An 18890-nucleotide genomic window follows, 5' to 3' on the forward strand; every position below is an offset into this window, starting at 1 on the left:
GAGCGCCAGCGAGGATTCCTGATGAACCATTAGCATCGCTCATGTGAAGATCGATCCGGAACTCGCGGCCACGGTCGCCGCCGTCGCCGACGAGGGCACGCTCGACGCGGCCTCCCGCGTGCTCCGCATCACGCCCTCGGCCGTGAGTCAGCGTCTCAAGGCGCTCGAGCAGCAGCTCGGGCGCGTGCTCGTCGTCCGCAGCAAGCCGGCACGGCTCACCGAGGCCGGCGAGGCCGTGGTGCGGCTCGCACGTCAGATCGCCCTCCTCGAGCACGATGCGCTGGGCGGGCTCGGGCTCGACGGCGAGACGCCGCGCCCCCGCATCCCGCTGGCCGTGAACGCCGACTCGATGGCCACCTGGTTCCTCGCGCCGCTCGCCCGGCTGTCCGTCGCGCACGGCATCGATGTCGACCTGCACCGCGACGACCAGAACTTCACGGCGCGGCTGCTCGAATCGGGCACGGTCATGGCGGCGGTGACGAGCGAGGCGACGCCCGTCGCCGGATGCTCCGTGTCGCCGCTCGGCGTGCTCGAGTACCGCGCGATGGCCGAGGCCGGTTACGCCGAGCGCTGGTTCGCGGGCGGTGTGACCCCCGAGGCGCTCGCGCTCGCGCCGTTCGTGGACTTCGACCGCCGGGACACGCTGCAGCACGAGTGGCTCGCGACGAGGGGCATCGCGGCACAGGGGATCCCGCGGCACTACGTCCCGGCTTCCCACGATTACGCTCTCGCGGTGCGGCTCGGCCTCGGCTGGGGGATGGTGCCCCGGCTGCAGGACGACGGCGACCTCGTCGACCTCGGCGGCCCGCCACTGCGCGTCGCCCTGTTCTGGCAGCAGTGGAACCTGCGCTCGGAGCTCCTCGACGCGATCGCGGCCGAGGTCGCCGATGAGGCGCGCAGGGTGCTGGCGGTCTAGTCCTCGCGGCCCGGCGTCGCCCCCGAGCTCAGTGCGTGCAGCAGCCGGGTCAGGCTGTCGATGTCCGCAACGCTCCAGTCCGCGAGGTTGCGCATCAGCATCCCCTCCTGCGGCTCCCGGGCTTCGAGCAGCTTCGCCTCGCCGTGCGGGGTGAGGCTCAGAAGAGAGGAGCGGCCGTCGCTCGGATCGGGGGAGCGGCGGATGAGGTCGAGCTCCTCGAGGTCGCGCACGGTGCGGCTCAGTTGGCCCTTGTCGACAAGCATCCGCTCCGCCAACGCAGACGAGGTGACGCTGCCGCAGCGCGCGATCGTCGTGAACGTCTTATAGGCGCCGGGGAGCATGCCGGGGCTCACGCGGTTCGCGTTGTCCATGATGAGGCGGCGGAAGTGGGTGATGAGCTCGCTGAACTCCGCCTCAAGCGCGCGGACCGCAGCGGTCCGCGCCCCCTCGGACGCTTCGACGTCAGCGGCCATCGGAGTCGTCCGCCGCGCGGCGCACCACCGTCACCGAGCCGGTGCGCGGGGCGCCCGACAGTGCTTCGGCGTCGGAGAGCGCCACGTCAGCGGCATCCTCCACCGAGCCTCGATCCTTCGCGGCATCCGCCGTCGCGCGTTCGCTCGTCGTCATGCGCGTGAGCGGCTTGTTCGGCAGGAACAGGATCGCGATCAGGCTGATGATCGCGAGCGGGATGCCGATGAGGAACGCGTGCGAGATCGCCTGGGCGTAGAAGTCCTCGATGATCGAGCGCACGGGCTCGGGGAGCAGGCGCACCTCGGGCAGCGTTCCGCTGGAGAGCTGCGCCGCGACCTCGGCGCCCTTGTCGCCGAGCTGGGCGATCGCGGCGCCGAGCTTCTCCTTGCCGTCGGCGAAGAGGTTGGTCAGGGAGTTCGCGAGGACCGCGCCCATGACGGAGACGCCGACCGTGCCGCCCAGGCTGCGGAAGAACGTGACGCCGGAGCTCGCGACACCCATCTCCGCGGGCTTCGCGACGTTCTGCACGATGAGCACGAGGTTCTGCATGGTCATGCCGACGCCCGCGCCCGTGAGGAACATGTAGATCGAGACGAGCACGAAGTCCGTGTCGTAGTGCAGCGTCGACAGAAGGGTCGAGCCGGCGATCAGCAGCACGGATCCGAGGATGAGGTAGCCCTTCCACTTGCCGAAGCGCGTGACGAGCTGGCCGACGACCATCGACGAGATGAGGAGCCCGGCCATCATCGGCAGCGTCATGAGGCCGGCCTCGGTCGGCGAGGCGCCGCGGGACAGCTGCATGTACTGCGCGAGGTACACCGAGGTGCCGAACATCGCGACGCCGATCGAGATCGACGCGACGACCGACAGGGTGAAGGTGCGTCCGCGGAACAGCGAGAGCGGGATGAGCGGCTCGCGCACCTTGAGCTCGACGACGATGAACGCGATGGTCGCGAGGATCGCTCCGCCGACCATGAGCGCGGTCTCGGTGCTCCACCAGTCGAAGTTCGACCCGGCGTTCGTGACCCAGATCAGCAGCAGCGAGACTGCGGAGGACAGCAGGACGATGCCGAGGTAGTCGATCGACGCCTTGCGGGTGCGCTCGGTGCTGATGTGCAGGGTCTTCTGCAGGATGATCAGTGCCGCCACCGCGAACGGCAGCGCGACGAAGAAGTTCCAGCGCCAGTTGATCGTGTCGGTGACCCAGCCGCCGAGCAGCGGGCCGCCGACCGTCGCGACGGCCATGACGGCGCCGAACAGTCCCATGTAGCGGCCGCGCTCGCGCGGGCTGATGATGTCGGCCATGATGACCTGGCTGAGGGCTGCGAGCCCGCCGCCGCCGAGGCCCTGGATCGCGCGGAACAGGATGAGCATGTTCGTGTCCTGCGCGAAGCCGGCCGCGGCCGTCGCCCCCACGAAGATGATGATCGCGAGCTGGATGAGCAGCTTGCGGTTGAAGAGGTCGGCGAGCTTGCCCCAGATCGGGGTGGAGATGGCGGTCGTCAGCAGGGTGGAGGTGATGACCCAGGTGTACGCGGCCTGGTCGCCGCCGAGGTCGTGCACGATGACGGGCATCGACGTCGAGACGACCGTCGTCGCGATCATGGAGACGAACATGCCGAGCAGGAGGCCGGTCAGGGCCTCCAGCACCTGGCGGTGCGTCATCCGGGCGGGGGAGTCCGTGGTCATGCGGAGCCTTTCGTGATTCGCAGGAAGGGATGCTGCGACAGCTCTGGCGCATGCGAAGTAGTTGAACTTCGTCAACCATACGCCTGTGGTTGATTTCCGTCAACTAGTTCTGGTGTTCGGTCGTGGAGCGTCTAGAGCGTGAAGAGGCTGAAGGGGCGTTCAATCGTTATGCCCGCACCTCTTGTGGCGTGGGAGCGCTTCCGCAAAGATTGCCGGAACGCATGGGAGCGCACCCACAGGGATCGCAGACCGGATGCGCCCGTGCGACCGACAACGCATCCTGAGGGGGTTGCAGCATGGTTACGAAAGATCGGAAGCGGAAGACTCTGGCGGTTCTCGCCGGCGGACTGGTCCTCGGAGTGGGCGTCGCGGTCACTCTCGCCGCCTGGAACGACTCGGAGTTCGCGCAGGGCACGTTCACGTCCGGCTCGTTCAATCTGCAGGGCTCGGTGGCCGGCGACGTGGACGCCAGCTACAGCGACCACAACGTCGACACCGGCGGCACGGCCGCCACGCTCGCCTTCACCCTGCCCACCGGACTCGTCGGCAACATGTCACCGGGCGACGCGGTCTACGCCGGCTTCTGGGTGCGCCTCGCAGCCGGCACGACCACCGGTGCGAGCCTCTCGGCCAACGGCACGACGGCCGACCCCGCAGCGAGCTCCAACACCGGCAACCTCTCGTACCAGGTGTACCAATTGGCTCCGGGCGCCACATGCAACGCGGCATCCGCGACCGGCACCCCCGTCGCGAGCGGCGCCACCCTCGATGTGCAGACGGGCGTGACGCCGATGACCCTGACGAAGGGCGCGAACGCCACGACCGCCGGCACCGCGGTGCAGCTGTGCTTCAAGGTCACGGCCGGCGCAGCGCTCAAGCAGGGCCTCGCCACGACCGCGACCTGGAAGTTCACGGCGACGTCGACGACCTGAGTCCGACATGCAGACCCGCAGAGCCATGCGGGAGGCGAAGCGGCTCCGCTCCCGCCGGATCCGAGCCCTCCTCGCAGGAGGACTCGTGCTCGGCGTGGGGGCCGCGATGACCCTGGCCGCATGGAACGACTCCGAGTACGGGACGGCGACGTTCACCGCCGGGCGCTTCGACATCGTCGGTGCCACCGACGGCGCGACGTTCTCGAGTCACGCCACGGCCGGTGCCGCCGCAGCGCTCAGCTTCACGGTCGCGCCCACCGCGATGGTGCCGGGTACGACGACGTACGCGCTGTTCAGCGTGAAGACCGCGAACCCGTCCGCCGCCGGCACCCTCCAGCTGACGGCGGGGACGCCCGGAGGCACCGGACTCGCTTCGTACCTGACCTACGGTGTGCGGCTCGTCCCCACCGCCGCGACGCCGAGTCTGTCGTGCACTGCCGTGACCTACGCCGCCGCGTCGGCATCCACCAGCGTCGTCGTCGCCGACGGCTCGGCACTCACGGTGAGCGGCGCGCCCACCACGACCGTCCCGCAGGCGGTCACGGCGAACGGCGGCACCCAACTCAACTACTGTGTCGCCGTCACACTCCCCACGACCGCGGCCAACGGAGCGCAGGGGCTCACCATGACGCAGACGTGGCAGATCCAGGGGACCTCGTCGTAGCGGCGGTGGGAACCGGAGAGGGGGACGCGATGAGCACGCCGACGACGCGACGCAGCCTCAGGGAGCGCATGGATGCCGACGCCGCTCCGGCGACGGCATCCGCCCCGGCGATGCCCCGGCGCGGCCGGGGCATCGGGCGGATGCTCGGCGACGTGCTGCTGTGGATCGCGGCGCTCGGCGGGGTCGTTTGTATCGTGCTCGTGATCCTCGCGTTCACGGCGCACATCACCCTCATCATGTTCTCCACCGGATCGATGTCGCCCACGATCCCCGCGGGCTCCGTCGCGGTGGTGCAGCGCGTGCCGGCTGCCGAGGTCGAGGTCGGGGACGTGGTCACGGTCGACCGCGCGGGGGAGCTGCCCATCACCCACCGCGTCACGTCGATCTCCGGCGGCGAGTCGTCGGCCGAGCGCGTGATCACGATGCGGGGGGACGCGAACGCCGCCGACGACCCGTTCCCGTACTCGGTGACCTCGGTGCGGATCGTGCTGTTCTCGGTCCCGGGCATCGCGACCGTGATCGCCGGGATGGGGAACCCTCTCGTGCTCGGCGGTCTGACCGCTGCGGCGACCGTGCTCGTCGTGTGGGCGTTCTGGCCGCGCTCGCCCCGACGAGGAGAGGCCGGAGTCACATGAAGGCCCCCCGACTGCTCGTCTGCGCCACCGCCCTCGCTGTCGGGCTCGTCGCCGTCTCAGTCGGTGCCTCTCCGGCCTGGGCGGCGCCGACGACAGAGGTGGTCCAGGGGCGGATCCTGCGGCTGGTGTCGGTCGCGGACTGGGATGCCGCCTCGAGCCTCCTCCCCGGGGCGCGCGTGCGGTGGGACGTCGCGGTCAGTGCGGACGCTCCCGATCCCGGCCGGGTCACGCTCGCGGTGAGTGCGAGCGGAGATGCGCCCATACTCGTCGACGCCGAGCTGTGCATGCAGCCGTGGGAGGGGAGCGGATGCCCGGGCGGAGCCACCGCGCTCGAGTCGGCATGGGACATCCCGCGCGACGGCTCCGAGATCGCGCTGGCGGAGTTCGCCTCGGAGGAGACCGCGTACCTGCGACTGTGGGTTGCATTGGATCCGGCGGGTCCGAGCGACGACGGCACGATCACGGACATCCGCGTCCACGCGCGCGGCGCGGGGGAGAGCGTGGTCGCCGGATCCGACGGGCTGCTCCCCGCGACCGGTGGCACCGCGACGCCGTGGGCGATCGGAGCCGGAGCCGCGCTCGCCGCGATCGGCGCCGGTCTGTTCGCCCTGCGCTCGCGTGGCGCGCGGGCGAGCGCGACTGACACGCAGGGCACGTCGCGGGCTAGGGGCCGGCCGTGAGCGCCTCTCGGGCCCCGGCGGTTCCGGTGCGCAGGAGGCTGCTCGTCGGCATCCTCGGGCTGTCGCTGTTCGCCGGGATCGGGCTGCTCGGCTCCGCGAGGGTGACCGAGGCGCGTTTCACCGACGTCGAGTTCACGTCGTCGGGCACGTTCACGGCGTTCACGGTGCCGGTGCCGACGATCACGGGATGCACGGTCGCGCTCAACGGGTTGGGCATCTTCCAGAGCGTCACGCTCGTGTGGACCTCGCCGTATCCCGCGAACGGTGTCCGCCTCACACTCACGCAGGGCACGACGAGCGCGGTGGTCCCGGCCGCGAACATCACGACGACGGGCCCGGCGGGCGGCCTCTACACGCACACCGCCGTGCTCTCGCAGGGGCTGCTCGCGAGCCTGATCGCGAACCTGCTCGGCAGCACCACGACCATGACGGTGAACAACCTGTTGTCCGGCACGTCGTGGATCTCGACGGGAGCGACGAGGCAGCTCGCCGTCGGAGCGCTCGGGATCGGAGGGTCCTGCACCTGAGGACGCCTGTGCGGGCGGATCGCGCGCGTGGATGGTGCGCGCGGGAATCAGTCCGCGAGGGCGAGCGCGCGGAAGGCGTCGCGCTCGCGGAGGTGCTCGCGACGGCTCGTCACGGCCGACGGCATCCGGGAGGGGATCTGCTGGCCGGTCGTGCGCCGGTACAGCTCGTCGATCAGGTCGGTGGCGAGACCGACGAGCTTCGCGATCTCGCGCTCGTCGCGGTCGATCCACACGCAGCGCGGCTCGTCGTGCACGGGGGCGAAGTCGACGTGCTCCTCCCACACGAACAGGGTGCGCTCGGCGCCGAGCACGTGCTGCTGCCACCACACCTGACGCAGGTAGGTGCGGGGGATGCCGCGGAACGCCTTGTTCGTGGTCTTGATCTCGGCGAGCTGCACGCGTCCGCCCGCGTCGACCGCGATGCCGTCGGGGGTCGCGAGGTGCCGGTGCTCGACCTCGGCCCGGAACAGCGCCGACGAGGGCATGATGCCGTGCGTGGCGGCCACCCAGGCGGCGATCTCGGGTTCGCGGCGTCGACCGTGATCCGTGTAGGCGTTGCCGCCGAAGCGGGGCCCGCCGCCGAGCTTGGAGTCCGCCGCGCGGGCGATCGACTTCTCGCTCGTGAGTCCTGCGACATCGGTCGCCGTGATGCCACGCGACCTCGCCCGCATCCACGCCACGCGGTCGCGGGAGTCCGCAACGATGCGCGCTTGGAGTTCCGGGGTCACCCTTCGACCCTAACCCCGCCCGCCGACGCTCCTGCCCTCCCACGCCGCCGTGCCCCGCCGCGCCGCCGTGCCCGCCACGCGTCCAGACCCAGCATCCCCGTCAGTCTCCGCATCCCCGCCCCGCGCCCCCGCCCCGCCCCGCATCCTTCCCTCTTGCGCCGACGCCCCTGCCCACCTACGACGCCCCTGATGAACTACGTGACTGAGCAGGGGCGTCGGCGCTGAGCAGGGGCGTCGGCATCGGGCAACCTCTCCTGCACAACTGCTCGACGGGCCGCATCCGGGCGGCCGGGGTGTGAAGAAGCGCTGTGCGGTCCCATGTCGCGGGACGATCGGCGGATGCCGAGGAACATCGACGCCGCCACCGCCCGCGCATTGCTGCAGACGCGGGACGACCTTCGACGCAGCGGATGCACCGAGCGCGACATCGAACGGCTGGTGCGGGACCGAGTGGTCAGGCGCGTGCGCAACGGGCGCTACGTATCGGCCGACGCGTGGAACGGGCTGTGGAACGAGGGGCGCCACATCGTCGAGGTCGTCGCCACTCACCTCAACTCGGATGCACCGGGCCCGGTGTTCTGGGGGCCGTCGGCGGCGGTGCTGCACGGTCTGCCGCTGTACCGGCTCGCGCCGAAGCAGGTCCACACCGCGATCATCGGCGCGCGCCACGGGCGCACGTGCGCCGGCGTCGTGTGGCACAACGTCGAGGTCGTTTCGTCGGACATCGTGGAGATCGACGGCATCCGGTGTACCTCTCTCGACCGCACCGTGCTCGACCTCGGCCGCGCCACGGCAGCAGGTGTCGCCGTCTCCGCCGCGGATGCGGCACTGCGGAGCGAGGCTGTGTCGGGGCACGTGCAGGATGCCGACGCTGCCGCGGCATGGGCCGGCCGGATGTCGGCACGAGCCGAGCGTTCGCACGGTCGCGGAATCAGGCAGGCCCGCAGGATCATCGAGTTCGCCGACGGAAGGGCCCAACTCCCCGGGGAGAGCGTGAGTCGTCTGCAGCTCGCCCGACTCGGATTCGTCAGGCCGCAACTCCAAGTGCATGTCGTGGGGCCGTCGGGCGAGGACTACTGGCTGGATTTCGGATTCCCTCGGGCGCAGTGCTTCGGTGAGTTCGACGGCGCAGGGAAGTACCTCGACGGCGAGGTGCGCGGCGAACGCACAGCCGAGGAGGTCGTGATGGCCGAGAAGACGCGAGAGGATGCCGTGCGCGGTGTCACCGGGTGGAGAACGGTGCGCTGGGGTTCGTCGCACATCCTGTCGACGGATGCCTTCGGGGCGACGCTCGCCGCGTTCGGCATCCGTCCGCCGGGGTGAGTCCTTCGCCGACGCCCCTGTTCCGCTCCGACGCCCCCGCTCATTCGCGTCAGCCAGATGGGGCGTCGGCGCCCAGCAGGGGCGTCGGCGGGGGAGGAAGCGGGAGGGGCGCGGATTTGGGGGATGACTGGGCGTGAGGTAGAGTTGTCGCAACCGAAGACCGCTGGTCATCGTGCGTGTGCGAACACGCAGGATCGAAGCTCTGCTCAGCAGGGGCCCGCGCAGGACACGAACTTCCCGAAGCTCCGTGCGCTTGCGCCGGAGCTTTTCTGTTGCATGCGGTCGAGGTCGGCGCCTCACCGCCGTGAGGCGCCTCGTACACACCAAGGAGTGACCATGGCGCAGAAGGATGCATCGGTCGCCGAGCTCACGAAGTCATTCGAGGACTCGACTGCCGTTCTGCTGACCGAGTACCGCGGTCTGACGGTTGCCCAGCTCAAGGAGCTGCGCAACAGCATCCGTCAGGACGCTGAGTACGCCGTGGTGAAGAACACGCTGACCAAGATCGCCGCCAACAAGGCCGGCATCACCGCACTGGACGCGGACCTCAAGGGTCCGTCGGCCGTCGCGTTCGTGCACGGTGACTTCGTCGCCACTGCCAAGGCTCTTCGTGACTTCGCCAAGGCCAACCCGCTTCTCGTGATCAAGGCCGGCATCTTCGAGGGCAACGCCCTCACCGCCGACGAGGTCAACAAGTACGCCTCGCTCGAGAGCCGTGAGGTTCTGCTGGCGAAGGCTGCGGGCATGATGAAGGCGACGATGGGCAAGGCTGCCGCCACCATCGACGCGCTTCGCGAAAAGCTCGAGACCGCCGAGGCCGCGTAAGCGTCCGACGTTCTCGTACAACAACCCCATCTATCTAGGAGATACATCATGGCGAAGCTTTCCACTGAGGAGCTGCTCGAGCAGTTCGCTGGCCTGACCCTCGTCGAGCTCAACGACTTCGTGAAGGCGTTCGAGGAGAAGTTCGAGGTCACCGCTGCTGCACCCGTCGCCGTCGCCGGCGCCGGTGGCGCTGGTGCTGCTGAAGAGGTTGAGGAGAAGGACTCCTTCGACGTCATCCTCGAGGCTGCTGGCGACAAGAAGATCCAGGTCATCAAGGCCGTCCGCGAGCTCACCTCGCTCGGCCTCGGCGAGGCCAAGGCTGTCGTCGACGGCGCTCCCAAGGCCGTCCTCGAGGGCGCGAACAAGGAGACCGCCGACAAGGCGAAGGCCGCTCTCGAAGAGGCCGGCGCGACGGTCACCCTCAAGTAATCCCGTCCGGGTCGCGGTTCACGCCGCTGCCTGAACGTCTGCGAAAGCCCCGGGCTCCGGCCCGGGGCTTTCGTGCGTCCGGGTGCGGATGCGGGTGCGGGTGCGAATGCGGATGCCGCATCCGGAGACCCGCGGGATCAGCGGGGCGCGGCGGTCGAGCTGCGCACGACGAGCACGGATGCCGTCACGGTGCGCTCGAGCGGAGCATCCGGCTCGTCCATCCGCTGCTGCAGCAGCCGCACGGCCTCGTGTCCCTGTTCGCGTGGCGACTGCTTGATGGTCGTGAGGGCGAACATCTCGGCGTGCTGGTGGTCGTCGACTCCGACGATGCTGAGTTCGGTCGGCACCGCGATGCCGAGCCGGCGCGCGGCGATCATGGCCCCGATCGCGGCCTCGTCGCAGACCCCGACCACCGCGCTGGGTCGTCCCCGTCGGTCGCCGAGCAGTTCGACTGCTGCGGCGTAGCCGCCGGGCATGGTGGGCGGCGAGTCCGCGATGCGAGCGCGGTCGGCGAGTCCGGCCGCGGTCAGCGCCTCGCGGTACCCGTCGATGCGGCGCGCGTCGCCGAAGCTCAGGGACGCGGCGTCGTTCGATCCGCCGACGAAGGCGATGTCGCGGTGCCCCAGCTCGATCAGGTGCTCGGTCGCGATGCGGGCGGCGGCGACGTCGTCGATCGACACCGCGCTCGATCCCTCGCTGTAGGGCCCGACGCTGACGAGCGGCCGTTCGGAGCGGTGCAGGCGCTCGAGCTCCTGCGCGCTGGGTTGGATGCCGACGGCGATGATGCCGTCGAAGCGTCGTCCCGGGAGGACGACGTCGAACAGCCGCTCGCGGGTCTCGGTGCCCTCGCGGATGCCGTAGAGCGCGAGCTCGTAGTCGAGGTCGAAGAGCGACTCCTGGATGCCGGCGAGCAACTCGGAGAAGAACCAGCGGTCCACCGGCGGCATGATGACGCCGACCGTCCCGGTGCGTCCGGTCGCGAGGCTCGTGGCGGAGGAGTGGGCGACGTAGGCGAGCTCGTCCGCGGCATCCGCGACCCGCCGCCGAGTGTCCTCCGAGACGTAGCCGCGTCCGGTGAGGGCGCGGCTCGCGGTCGCCTTGGACACGCCGGCACGTGCCGCGACGTCCGCGATCGTGCTCATCGGTCCTCCTCGACCAGGCGCTCGCGTGCTCGACCCTGTGCACGCCGAAGTCATCGTAACCGTTCGGATGGAGGAAGGGAACCGGTTCCACACGATTGCTGTGGGATCGCTCCCATAGCACATGTCGAGCCGCGAGGAATGGTTGCACGCTTGTGATACTCGCCTGTTGTGTCGGGGTGCTGCGCGCCGGTAGGTTGTCCTGGAATCGGTTCCCGATCCGCGCCGAGGGGCGGCGCGATCAGCAGGGAGTCGTGAAACTCGAAGAGGAGAATTCACATGGGTCTGTCACAGCGTTCTCGGCGTTACGCGCCGATCGCCCTCCTGGGTGTCGCGGGCATCGCGCTCGCGGGCTGCGGTGCTCCGGGCGCCCCCGGCGGCGGCAGCGGCGGCGGAGGCGGGGACAACACCGTCACGATCTACGGCACCATCGTCGACTCCGAGGCGGAGCTCCTCCAGGAGTCCTGGAAGGACTGGGCCGAGGAGAACGACATCACCATCAAGTACGAGGGCAGCCAGGACTTCGAGACGCAGCTCGGCACCCGCGCACAGGGTGGCAACCCGCCGGACATCGCGATCTTCCCGCAGCCGGGTCTGTTCGCCGACTTCGCGAAGCGCGACTTCCTGAAGCCCGCGCCCGAAGAGGTCGAGAAGAACGCCAACGAGTACTGGACCGAGGACTGGGTCAACTACGGCACGGTCGACGACACCTTCTACGGCGCTCCGCTCATGGCCAACGTCAAGGGCTGGATCTGGTACTCCCCGGCGAAGTTCGCCGAGTGGGGCGTCGAGGTCCCGACCACGCTCGACGAGATGCAGGCGCTGACCGACACGATCCAGGCCAAGACCGGCGGTCCCGCCTGGTGCGCCGGTTTCGAGTCCGGCACCGCGACCGGCTGGCCGGGGACGGACTGGGTCGAGGACTACGTCCTGCGCCAGGCCGGCCCCGACGTCTACGACCAGTGGGTGACCAACGAGATCCCGTTCACCGACCCGCAGATCAAGACCGCGTTCGACTCCGTCGGCGAGATCCTGCTCAACCCGGCCAACGTGAACGCGGGCTTCGGCGACGTGCGCTCGATCAACTCGACCGCGTTCGGCGACGTGGCCCCGGCTCTCGCCGGCGGCACCTGCGCGCTGACCCACCAGGCGTCGTTCCTGTCGGGCTTCTTCCCCGAGGGCACCAACATCGCCGAGGACGGCGACGTGTGGGCGTTCATGCTCCCGGGCGAGTCCGCTGACGACAAGGCCGTCACCGGTGCCGGTGAGATCGTCGGAGCGTTCAGCGACTCCGAGGCCACGCAGAAGGTGCTCGCGTACCTGTCCAGCCCCGAGTGGGCGAACAGCCGTGTGAGCCTCGGCGGCGTCACCTCTGCGAACAACGGGCTCGACCCGGCGAACGCGAAGGACCCGATCCTCCAGGAGACCATCAAGATCCTGCAGGACCCGGACACCACCTTCCGCTTCGACGCGTCCGACCTGATGCCGGGTGCCGTCGGCGCCGGCACCTTCTGGAAGGGCATCGTCGCCTGGGTCAACGGCACCTCGACGGACGAGGTCCTGACGCAGATCGAGACCGGCTGGCCGTCCAGCTGATCGGATGAGGAGGGCCGCCCCGTCCTGGGGCGGCCCTCCTGCACCGAACGGTCGGCGCAACGAGGCGCCGCCCGATGATCCACCCGCGTCATGAAGGGGAATCCGTGAACGCGACTCTGTTCTTCCAATGGGTCGGCATGCTGCCGCCGGTCCTCCAAGCCCTCGTGGTGGTGGTCGCCTTCGTGGTGGTCGTCGCCGTCATCCTGCTCCTCGTGGACATCGCTCCGCGCAAGGGCACCCTCTACACCTTCGTCCGGCTGGCGATGTGCCTGCTCATCCCGCTCGCCGTGATGCTGTTCTTCAACTCCTGGTACTGGGCCATGGGCGTCGCCGTCGTCGTCGGCGCCGTGTTCTTCCTCCTGGACTACCGGTCGCGCGACGGCGTCGGGTACCTGATCCAGCTCGTGGCCTTCATGGCCCCGGCTCTGCTCCTGCTGCTCGTCGGGCTCATCCTCCCGTCGATCCAGACCATGTACTCGTCGTTCCGCAACTCCTCGAACAGCGACTTCGTCGGGTTCGCGAACTACGTGTGGATCTTCACGCAGTCCGACGGCGTCACCTCGGTGGTCAACTCGATCATCTGGGTGCTGCTCGTGCCGACTGTGTCGACGATCGTCGGCCTCGCGTACGCCGTGTTCATCGACCGCACGCGCGGCGAGAAGATCTACAAGGTGCTCGTCTTCATGCCGATGGCGATCTCGTTCGTCGGCGCCAGCATCATCTGGCGGTTCATGTACGAGTACCGCGGCGGCGACTTCAAGCAGATCGGTCTGCTCAACCAGATCCTCGTGTGGTTCGGCGGGACGCCGCAGCAGTGGCTGCTCAATGAGCCGTGGAACAACCTGTTCCTCATCGTCGTGCTGATCTGGGTGCAGACCGGTTTCGCGATGGTGGTCCTCTCGGCATCCATCAAGGGCGTGCCGGCCGAGCTCCTCGAAGCCGCCGAGCTCGACGGCGCGAACGCCTGGCAGCGCTTCCGTTCCGTCACGGTGCCGTCGATCCGCCCCGCGCTCATCGTGGTGCTCACGACGATCTCGATCGCCTCCCTGAAGGTGTTCGACATCGTGCGCACCATGACCGCCGGCAACTACGGCACCTCGGTGCTGGCGAACGAGATGTACACGCAGTTCTCGAAGTTCGAGGCCGGACGCAGCGCCGCGCTCTCGGTCATCCTGTTCGTGCTCGTGCTGCCGATCGTCATCTACAACGCCCGACAGATCAAGAAGCAGCGGGAGGTGCGCTGATGAGCGACACGCTGAAGACTGAGACCCCGGCCTCCACCCGCGCGATCACCACGGGCGGAGGGCTGGATGCCGCGGCGGGCCGAGCCCGCAAGAAGCTGTCCCGTCCGTGGGCGTCCGTCGGATCCATCGTCATCGCGGTGCTGTGGACCATCCCGACGCTGGGGCTGTTCATCTCGTCGTTCCGCCCGCGGGACGACATCCAGTCCAGTGGATGGTGGGAGTTCTTCGCGAACCCGCAGGTGACGTTCGACAACTACGTGCAGGTGCTGCAGTCGGGCACCACGCAGCTGACAATCCTCGAATCCTTCGTGAACTCGATCGCGATCACGATCCCCGCGACCATCATTCCGCTGATGATCGCGGCGATGGCCGCGTACGCGTTCGCGTGGATCGACTTCAAGGGTCGCAACGCACTGTTCATCTTCGTGTTCGCGCTGCAGATCGTGCCGATCCAGATGGCCCTGGTGCCGCTGCTCAGCTCGTTCTCGCGGGGCATCAACCTCTTCGGTGTGCAGGTGACCGAGCCGCTGGGCGCCTCGTCCGGGTACGCACAGGTGTGGATCGCCCACACGATGTTCGCGCTGCCGCTCGCGATCTACCTGCTGCACAACTTCATGTCGGAGATCCCGGGGGAGATCATCGAGGCCGCGCGCGTCGACGGAGCCTCGCGCGGACAGATCTTCTTCCGCGTGGTGCTGCCGCTGACGATGCCGGCGATCGCTTCGGTCGCGATCTTCCAGTTCCTCTGGGTGTGGAACGACCTGCTCGTGGCCCTCGTCTTCGCCGACGGGGCGGCGGCGCCGATCACGAAGCTGCTGGCCGAGATCACGGGAACCCGGGGCAACGACTGGTACCTGCTCACGGCTGGTGCGTTCGTGTCGATCATCATCCCGCTGATCGTGTTCTTCGCCCTGCAGCGCTACTTCGTCCGAGGGCTGCTGGCGGGGTCGACGAAGGGCTGACCGACAGCACGCGGGGACAGGATGCCGCGGCCGGGTGCAACACAACCCCGGCCGCGGCATCCGCACGTCTACCCTGAAGTCATGAAGTATGCGCACTCGATCGTCGACCTCGTCGGCGACACGCCCCTCGTGAAGCTCCAGCGCGTCACGGAGGGCATCGCGTGCACCGTGCTCGTGAAGCTCGAGTACCTGAACCCGGGCGGTTCCGCGAAGGACCGCATCGCGTCCCGCATCATCGACGCCGCCGAGGCATCGGGCGAGCTGAAGCCGGGCGGGACGATCGTGGAGCCGACCAGCGGGAACACCGGAGTGGGTCTGGCGCTCGTCGCGCAGCAGCGCGGCTACTCCTGCGTCTTCGTCGTGCCCGATAAGGTCGGCGACGACAAGATCGACGTGCTGCGCGCCTACGGCGCCGAGGTCGTCGTGACCCCGACCTCGGTCGCGGCCGACAGTCCCGAGTCGTACTACAGCGTGAGCGACCGTCTCGCGCGGGAGATCCCCGGGGCGTTCAAGCCGAACCAGTACGAGAACCCCAACGGACCGCGCAGCCACTACGAGACCACCGGCCCGGAGATCTGGCGCGACACCGACGGCGGCATCACGCACTTCGTGGCCGGCGTCGGCACCGGCGGCACGATCACCGGCACCGGACGCTACCTGCGCGAGGTATCGGACGGCCGGGTGCGCATCGTCGGCGTCGACCCCGAGGGCAGCGTGTACAGCGGCGGCACCGGCCGCCCCTACCTCGTGGAGGGCGTCGGGGAGGACATCTGGCCCGGCGCCTACGATCCGACGGTTCCGCACGAGATCGTCGCGGTCGACGACGCCGAGGCCTTCGCGATGACCCGTCGGCTGGCCCGGGAGGAGGGCATCCTGGTCGGCGGATCGAGCGGCATGGCCGTCGTCGGTGCGCTGCGCGTCGCGCGGGAGCTGCCGGCTGAGGCTGTGATGGTCGTCCTGCTGCCGGACGGAGGGCGCGGCTACCTGGCGAAGATCTTCAACGACGGATGGATGCGCTCCTACGGCTTCAGCGACGTCGATGAGGGCGAGACCGTCGCCGACGTGCTCGCCGCCCGTGCGCCGCGGCAGGGGGAGGGCATCCCCGACCTCGTGCACGCGCACCCGACCGACACCGTGCTCGAGGCGATCGGCCTCATGACCGAGTACGAGGTCTCACAGCTCGTCGTGCTCAGCGCCGAGCCGCCCGTCATGATGGGCGAGGTCGTCGGCACGGTCGACGAGAAGGGTCTGCTCGACCTGCTGTTCCGCGGGGAGGCGAAGCCGACGGATGCCGTGGGAGCGCACGTGGGGGAGCGGCTGCCGCTCGTCGGCATCCATGCTCCGCTCGCGCAGGCCCGGGCGGCGCTGGCGGACGCGGATGCGCTGCTCGTGACCGATGGCGGCAAGCCGCACACCGTGCTCACGCGGCAGGATCTGCTCGCGTACCTGTCGCGCTGACCCCGGGCGTAACGCGGGGGCCTCCGACGGGGAGGCGGACGTAGGCTGAGGGAATGTCCGAGCACTCCTTCGCCACCCGAGCCATCCACGCGGGTCAGGAACCCGACCCGACGACCGGCGCGATCATCCCGCCGATCTACCAGGCCTCCACGCACGTGCAGGACGGCATCGGCGGGTTCCGCGAGGGCTACGAGTACAACCGGGCGGGCAACCCGACGCGCTCCTCGCTCGAGACGCAGCTCGCGGCGCTCGAAGGGGGAGTCCGCGCCCTCTCGTTCGCCTCAGGTCTCGCCGCGGAGGACGCGCTGCTGCGCGGCATCCTCTCACCCGGCGACCACGTGGTGCTCGGCAACGACGTCTACGGCGGCACCTACCGGCTGTTCGCGAAGGTGCTCGCCAAGTGGGGCATCCTCTCGACGGTCGTCGAGCTCTCCGACACCGATGCCGTGCGTGCGGCGATCCGCCCCGAGACGAAGATCGTCTGGATCGAGACCCCGAGCAACCCGCTGCTGAAGATCGTCGACATCGCGCTGATCACCGAGATCGCGCACGCGGCCGGGGCGATCGCCGTGGTCGACAACACGTTCGCCTCGCCCGCGCTGCAGCAGCCGCTGTCGCTCGGCGCCGATGTGGTCGTGCACTCCACGACCAAGTACCTGGGCGGACACTCCGACGTGCTCGGCGGCGCCGTGATCTTCGGCGACGACCGCTTCGTCGAGGACGTGAAGTTCCAGCAGTTCGCGGTCGGCGCGGTCTCGGCGCCGCTCGACGCCTGGCTCACGACCCGCGGCATCAAGACGCTCGCCGTGCGGGTGCGTCAGCACTCCGAGAACGCGCAGGCCGTGGCCGAGTGGGCGGCGGAGCGCCCGGAGTTCGCGCAGGTGTTCTACCCGGGTCTCGCTTCGCACGCGGGGCATGACATCGCGGCACGCCAGATGAGCGGCTTCGGCGGGATGCTGTCGCTCGGTCTCGCGGCCGGCGCAGACGCGGCCAAGGCCTTTGCCGAGTCGACCGAGCTCTTCCAGCTCGCGGAGTCGCTGGGCGGGGTCGAGTCGCTGATCGGGTACCCGCCGGACATGACCCACGCCTCGGTGCGCGGCACCGAACTCGCCGTGCCCGAGAACGTCGTGCGCCTCTCGGTCGGCATCGAGGACGCGGCCGACCTGATCGCCGACCTCGAGCAGGGGCTCGCCCGCATCGCACGCTGAGGCACGGCATCCGGGGGAGTAGCATGGGGGCTTCGCTCGAATCGTTTCGAGCAGACTCCCCTCGATCCGGAAGAACCTGTGTCTGACGCGCCCCGCACCGACTCCGTGCCCACTGACTCCGTGCCCACCACTCCCGCTCCCGAGCGCACCGCGACCGGCAGCATCCGCGTGCCCTCGTCGACCGGTGCGATCCGCACGCTCGGGTCCAACCCCGCGACCGCGCCGATCATGCTGCACCCCGGCGACTCGATCTCGAACGGGCGTCGTGCGCTGTACATCGTGCTGCTCGGCGCGCTGACCGCGCTCGGACCGTTCACGATCGATCTCTACCTTCCGGCGTTCCCGGTGCTCGAGGAGGACTTCCAGACCACCGCGGCGGCCGTGCAGCTCACGCTCACGGGCACCATGATCGGCTTCGCGCTCGGCCAGCTGATCGTCGGACCGCTCAGCGACAAGATCGGACGTCGCATCCCGCTCATCGCCGTCACCGCGCTGCACGTGCTCGCGAGCGCGGCGGCCGCCTTCGCCCCGACGCTGCCGCTGCTCGGCGGGGCGCGCGTGCTCATGGGCGTCGGGGCGGCTGCCGGAGGCGTGGTCGCGATGGCGATCGTGCGCGATCTGTTCGGCGGACGCCGCCTGGTCGTCATGCTGTCGCGCCTCGCTCTCGTGTCGGGCGTCGCGCCCGTGGTGGCCCCGCTGATCGGCTCCTGGCTGCTCACGCTCATGCCGTGGCAGGGCATCTTCATCGTGCTCGCCCTGTACGGGGTGGTCATGCTCGTGTCGACCCTGTTCTTCATCCCCGAGACTCTGCCGGTGGCGCGGCGGCAGGAGCGCGGCGGCGCCACCGTGCTGCAGCGCTACCGTTCGGTCTTCTCGGACCGGGTCTTCATCGGCGTCCTCATCATCGGCGGCATGACGTTCTCTGGCCTGTTCTCGTACCTGTCGGCCTCGCCCTTCCTGTTCCAGCAGACCCACGGGCTCGACGCGCAGCAGTACGGCCTGCTGTTCGCCGTGAACTCGCTCGGCGTCGTGCTCGGCGTGCAGACGGCCTCGCGCCTGGCCGCCCGCTTCGGGCCGCAGTGGGTCATGGCCTACTCGACGGCCGTGCTGCTGCTCGCCGGCACGGCGATCATCGTGACCGACCAGCTCGGACTGGGGTTGTGGGGCACGGTCGTCCCGCTGTTCTTCTTCATGACGGCGTGCGGGTTCACGTTCCCGAACGTGCAGGTGCTCGCGCTCGACCGCCACGGCAAGGCGGCCGGAACCGCGGCATCCGCGATCGGCGCGACGAACTTCGGCGTCGCCGGACTCATCTCGCCGATCGTGGGCTGGATCTCGAAGGGCGCAGGCATCACCGCCACGACGATGGCCTCGGTCATGGTCGGCTGCGCCGTGATCGCGATCCTCTCGCTGTGGCTGATCGTGCGTCCGCGCACGGTCGCGATGCTGGCTCCCTGATTCTCA

At 69.4% G+C, this 18890-nt stretch carries 19 protein-coding genes; 15 read left to right on the forward strand and 4 right to left on the reverse strand.

Translation table 11 applies throughout. The features are described 5' to 3' along the window. Positions 1 to 43 precede the first annotated feature (43 nt). The gene (locus tag AKH00_RS10005) at positions 44 to 916 is read left to right on the forward strand and encodes a LysR family transcriptional regulator ArgP (RefSeq protein ID WP_050722557.1); all 873 of its coding nucleotides are present in this window, start codon (positions 44 to 46) and stop codon (positions 914 to 916) included. Here AKH00_RS10005 and AKH00_RS10010 read toward each other — a convergent pair. Together AKH00_RS10010 and AKH00_RS10015 are read right to left on the reverse strand one after the other, a co-directional pair. Next, the gene (locus tag AKH00_RS10010; protein ID WP_050722558.1) at positions 913 to 1389 is read right to left on the reverse strand and encodes a MarR family winged helix-turn-helix transcriptional regulator; all 477 of its coding nucleotides are present in this window, start codon (positions 1387 to 1389) and stop codon (positions 913 to 915) included. The genes AKH00_RS10005 and AKH00_RS10010 overlap by 4 nt on opposite strands. Further along, the gene (locus AKH00_RS10015; protein WP_082297541.1) at positions 1379 to 3076 is read right to left on the reverse strand and encodes an MDR family MFS transporter; all 1698 of its coding nucleotides are present in this window, start codon (positions 3074 to 3076) and stop codon (positions 1379 to 1381) included. The genes AKH00_RS10010 and AKH00_RS10015 overlap by 11 nt, the downstream gene beginning before the upstream one ends. A 296-nt stretch (positions 3077 to 3372) precedes the next feature. Between AKH00_RS10015 and AKH00_RS10020 the strand changes: the two genes are divergently transcribed. From AKH00_RS10020 to AKH00_RS10040, 5 genes are read left to right on the forward strand one after another with little or no spacing between them, the layout of a single operon-like run. Next, entirely contained in the window at positions 3373 to 4008 is a 636-nt protein-coding gene (locus AKH00_RS10020) for a SipW-dependent-type signal peptide-containing protein (protein ID WP_050722559.1), read from the forward strand. Between the two features lie 7 nt (positions 4009 to 4015). Continuing rightward, on the forward strand, positions 4016 to 4672 hold the full coding sequence (locus AKH00_RS10025; protein WP_050722560.1) for a SipW-dependent-type signal peptide-containing protein: 657 nt from the start codon (positions 4016 to 4018) through the stop codon (positions 4670 to 4672). A 29-nt stretch (positions 4673 to 4701) separates the two neighbouring features. Then, positions 4702 to 5307 carry a signal peptidase I gene (locus AKH00_RS10030; protein WP_050722561.1) on the forward strand — a complete coding sequence of 202 codons (606 nt, stop codon included), beginning with the start codon at positions 4702 to 4704 and terminating at the stop codon, positions 5305 to 5307. Beyond that, positions 5304 to 5987, forward strand: a complete 684-nt coding sequence (locus AKH00_RS10035) for an LPXTG cell wall anchor domain-containing protein (protein ID WP_050722562.1) — start codon at positions 5304 to 5306, stop codon at positions 5985 to 5987. The genes AKH00_RS10030 and AKH00_RS10035 overlap by 4 nt, the downstream gene beginning before the upstream one ends. Then, positions 5984 to 6514 (forward strand): hypothetical protein, encoded by a 531-nt coding sequence (locus tag AKH00_RS10040; protein ID WP_152926153.1) that lies wholly within the window; start codon positions 5984 to 5986, stop codon positions 6512 to 6514. Before AKH00_RS10035 ends, AKH00_RS10040 begins: the two co-directional genes overlap by 4 nt. 47 nt (positions 6515 to 6561) lie before the next feature. Here the strand turns inward: AKH00_RS10040 and AKH00_RS10045 are convergent, their stop codons facing one another. After that, positions 6562 to 7242, reverse strand: a complete 681-nt coding sequence (locus AKH00_RS10045) for a YqaJ viral recombinase family protein (protein WP_050722564.1) — start codon at positions 7240 to 7242, stop codon at positions 6562 to 6564. 339 nt (positions 7243 to 7581) lie between these two features. Between AKH00_RS10045 and AKH00_RS10050 the strand changes: the two genes are divergently transcribed. The 3 genes from AKH00_RS10050 to rplL all read left to right on the forward strand — a co-directional run bounded on the left by AKH00_RS10050 (position 7582) and on the right by rplL (position 9819). Next, the gene (locus tag AKH00_RS10050) at positions 7582 to 8565 is read left to right on the forward strand and encodes a hypothetical protein (protein WP_050722565.1); all 984 of its coding nucleotides are present in this window, start codon (positions 7582 to 7584) and stop codon (positions 8563 to 8565) included. A 336-nt stretch (positions 8566 to 8901) separates the two neighbouring features. Next, positions 8902 to 9390, forward strand: a complete 489-nt coding sequence (gene rplJ, locus AKH00_RS10055; RefSeq protein WP_050722566.1) for a 50S ribosomal protein L10 — start codon at positions 8902 to 8904, stop codon at positions 9388 to 9390. A gap of 48 nt (positions 9391 to 9438) precedes the next feature. Then, the gene (gene rplL / locus AKH00_RS10060; protein WP_050722567.1) at positions 9439 to 9819 is read left to right on the forward strand and encodes a 50S ribosomal protein L7/L12; all 381 of its coding nucleotides are present in this window, start codon (positions 9439 to 9441) and stop codon (positions 9817 to 9819) included. A 137-nt stretch (positions 9820 to 9956) separates the two neighbouring features. Here the strand turns inward: rplL and AKH00_RS10065 are convergent, their stop codons facing one another. Then, entirely contained in the window at positions 9957 to 10961 is a 1005-nt protein-coding gene (locus AKH00_RS10065; protein WP_050722568.1) for a LacI family DNA-binding transcriptional regulator, read from the reverse strand. A gap of 276 nt (positions 10962 to 11237) precedes the next feature. Between AKH00_RS10065 and AKH00_RS10070 the strand changes: the two genes are divergently transcribed. The 6 genes from AKH00_RS10070 to AKH00_RS10095 all read left to right on the forward strand — a co-directional run bounded on the left by AKH00_RS10070 (position 11238) and on the right by AKH00_RS10095 (position 18884). After that, the gene (locus AKH00_RS10070; protein WP_050722569.1) at positions 11238 to 12554 is read left to right on the forward strand and encodes an ABC transporter substrate-binding protein; all 1317 of its coding nucleotides are present in this window, start codon (positions 11238 to 11240) and stop codon (positions 12552 to 12554) included. A gap of 104 nt (positions 12555 to 12658) precedes the next feature. Further along, positions 12659 to 13798: a carbohydrate ABC transporter permease gene (locus tag AKH00_RS10075; RefSeq protein WP_235556738.1), complete on the forward strand. Its 1140-nt coding sequence runs from the start codon at positions 12659 to 12661 to the stop codon at positions 13796 to 13798. Further along, positions 13798 to 14760 (forward strand): carbohydrate ABC transporter permease, encoded by a 963-nt coding sequence (locus AKH00_RS10080; RefSeq protein WP_050722571.1) that lies wholly within the window; start codon positions 13798 to 13800, stop codon positions 14758 to 14760. The genes AKH00_RS10075 and AKH00_RS10080 overlap by 1 nt, the downstream gene beginning before the upstream one ends. A gap of 81 nt (positions 14761 to 14841) precedes the next feature. After that, entirely contained in the window at positions 14842 to 16218 is a 1377-nt protein-coding gene (locus AKH00_RS10085; protein WP_050722572.1) for a cystathionine beta-synthase, read from the forward strand. 53 nt (positions 16219 to 16271) lie between these two features. After that, entirely contained in the window at positions 16272 to 17426 is a 1155-nt protein-coding gene (locus AKH00_RS10090) for a cystathionine gamma-synthase (RefSeq protein ID WP_050722573.1), read from the forward strand. Between the two features lie 78 nt (positions 17427 to 17504). Then, positions 17505 to 18884 carry a multidrug effflux MFS transporter gene (locus AKH00_RS10095; RefSeq protein ID WP_082297542.1) on the forward strand — a complete coding sequence of 460 codons (1380 nt, stop codon included), beginning with the start codon at positions 17505 to 17507 and terminating at the stop codon, positions 18882 to 18884. Positions 18885 to 18890: the final 6 nt, after the last annotated feature.

It is taken from the genome of Microbacterium sp. GCS4 (assembly GCF_001262495.1).
Taxonomy (GTDB): Bacteria; Actinomycetota; Actinomycetes; order Actinomycetales; family Microbacteriaceae; genus Microbacterium.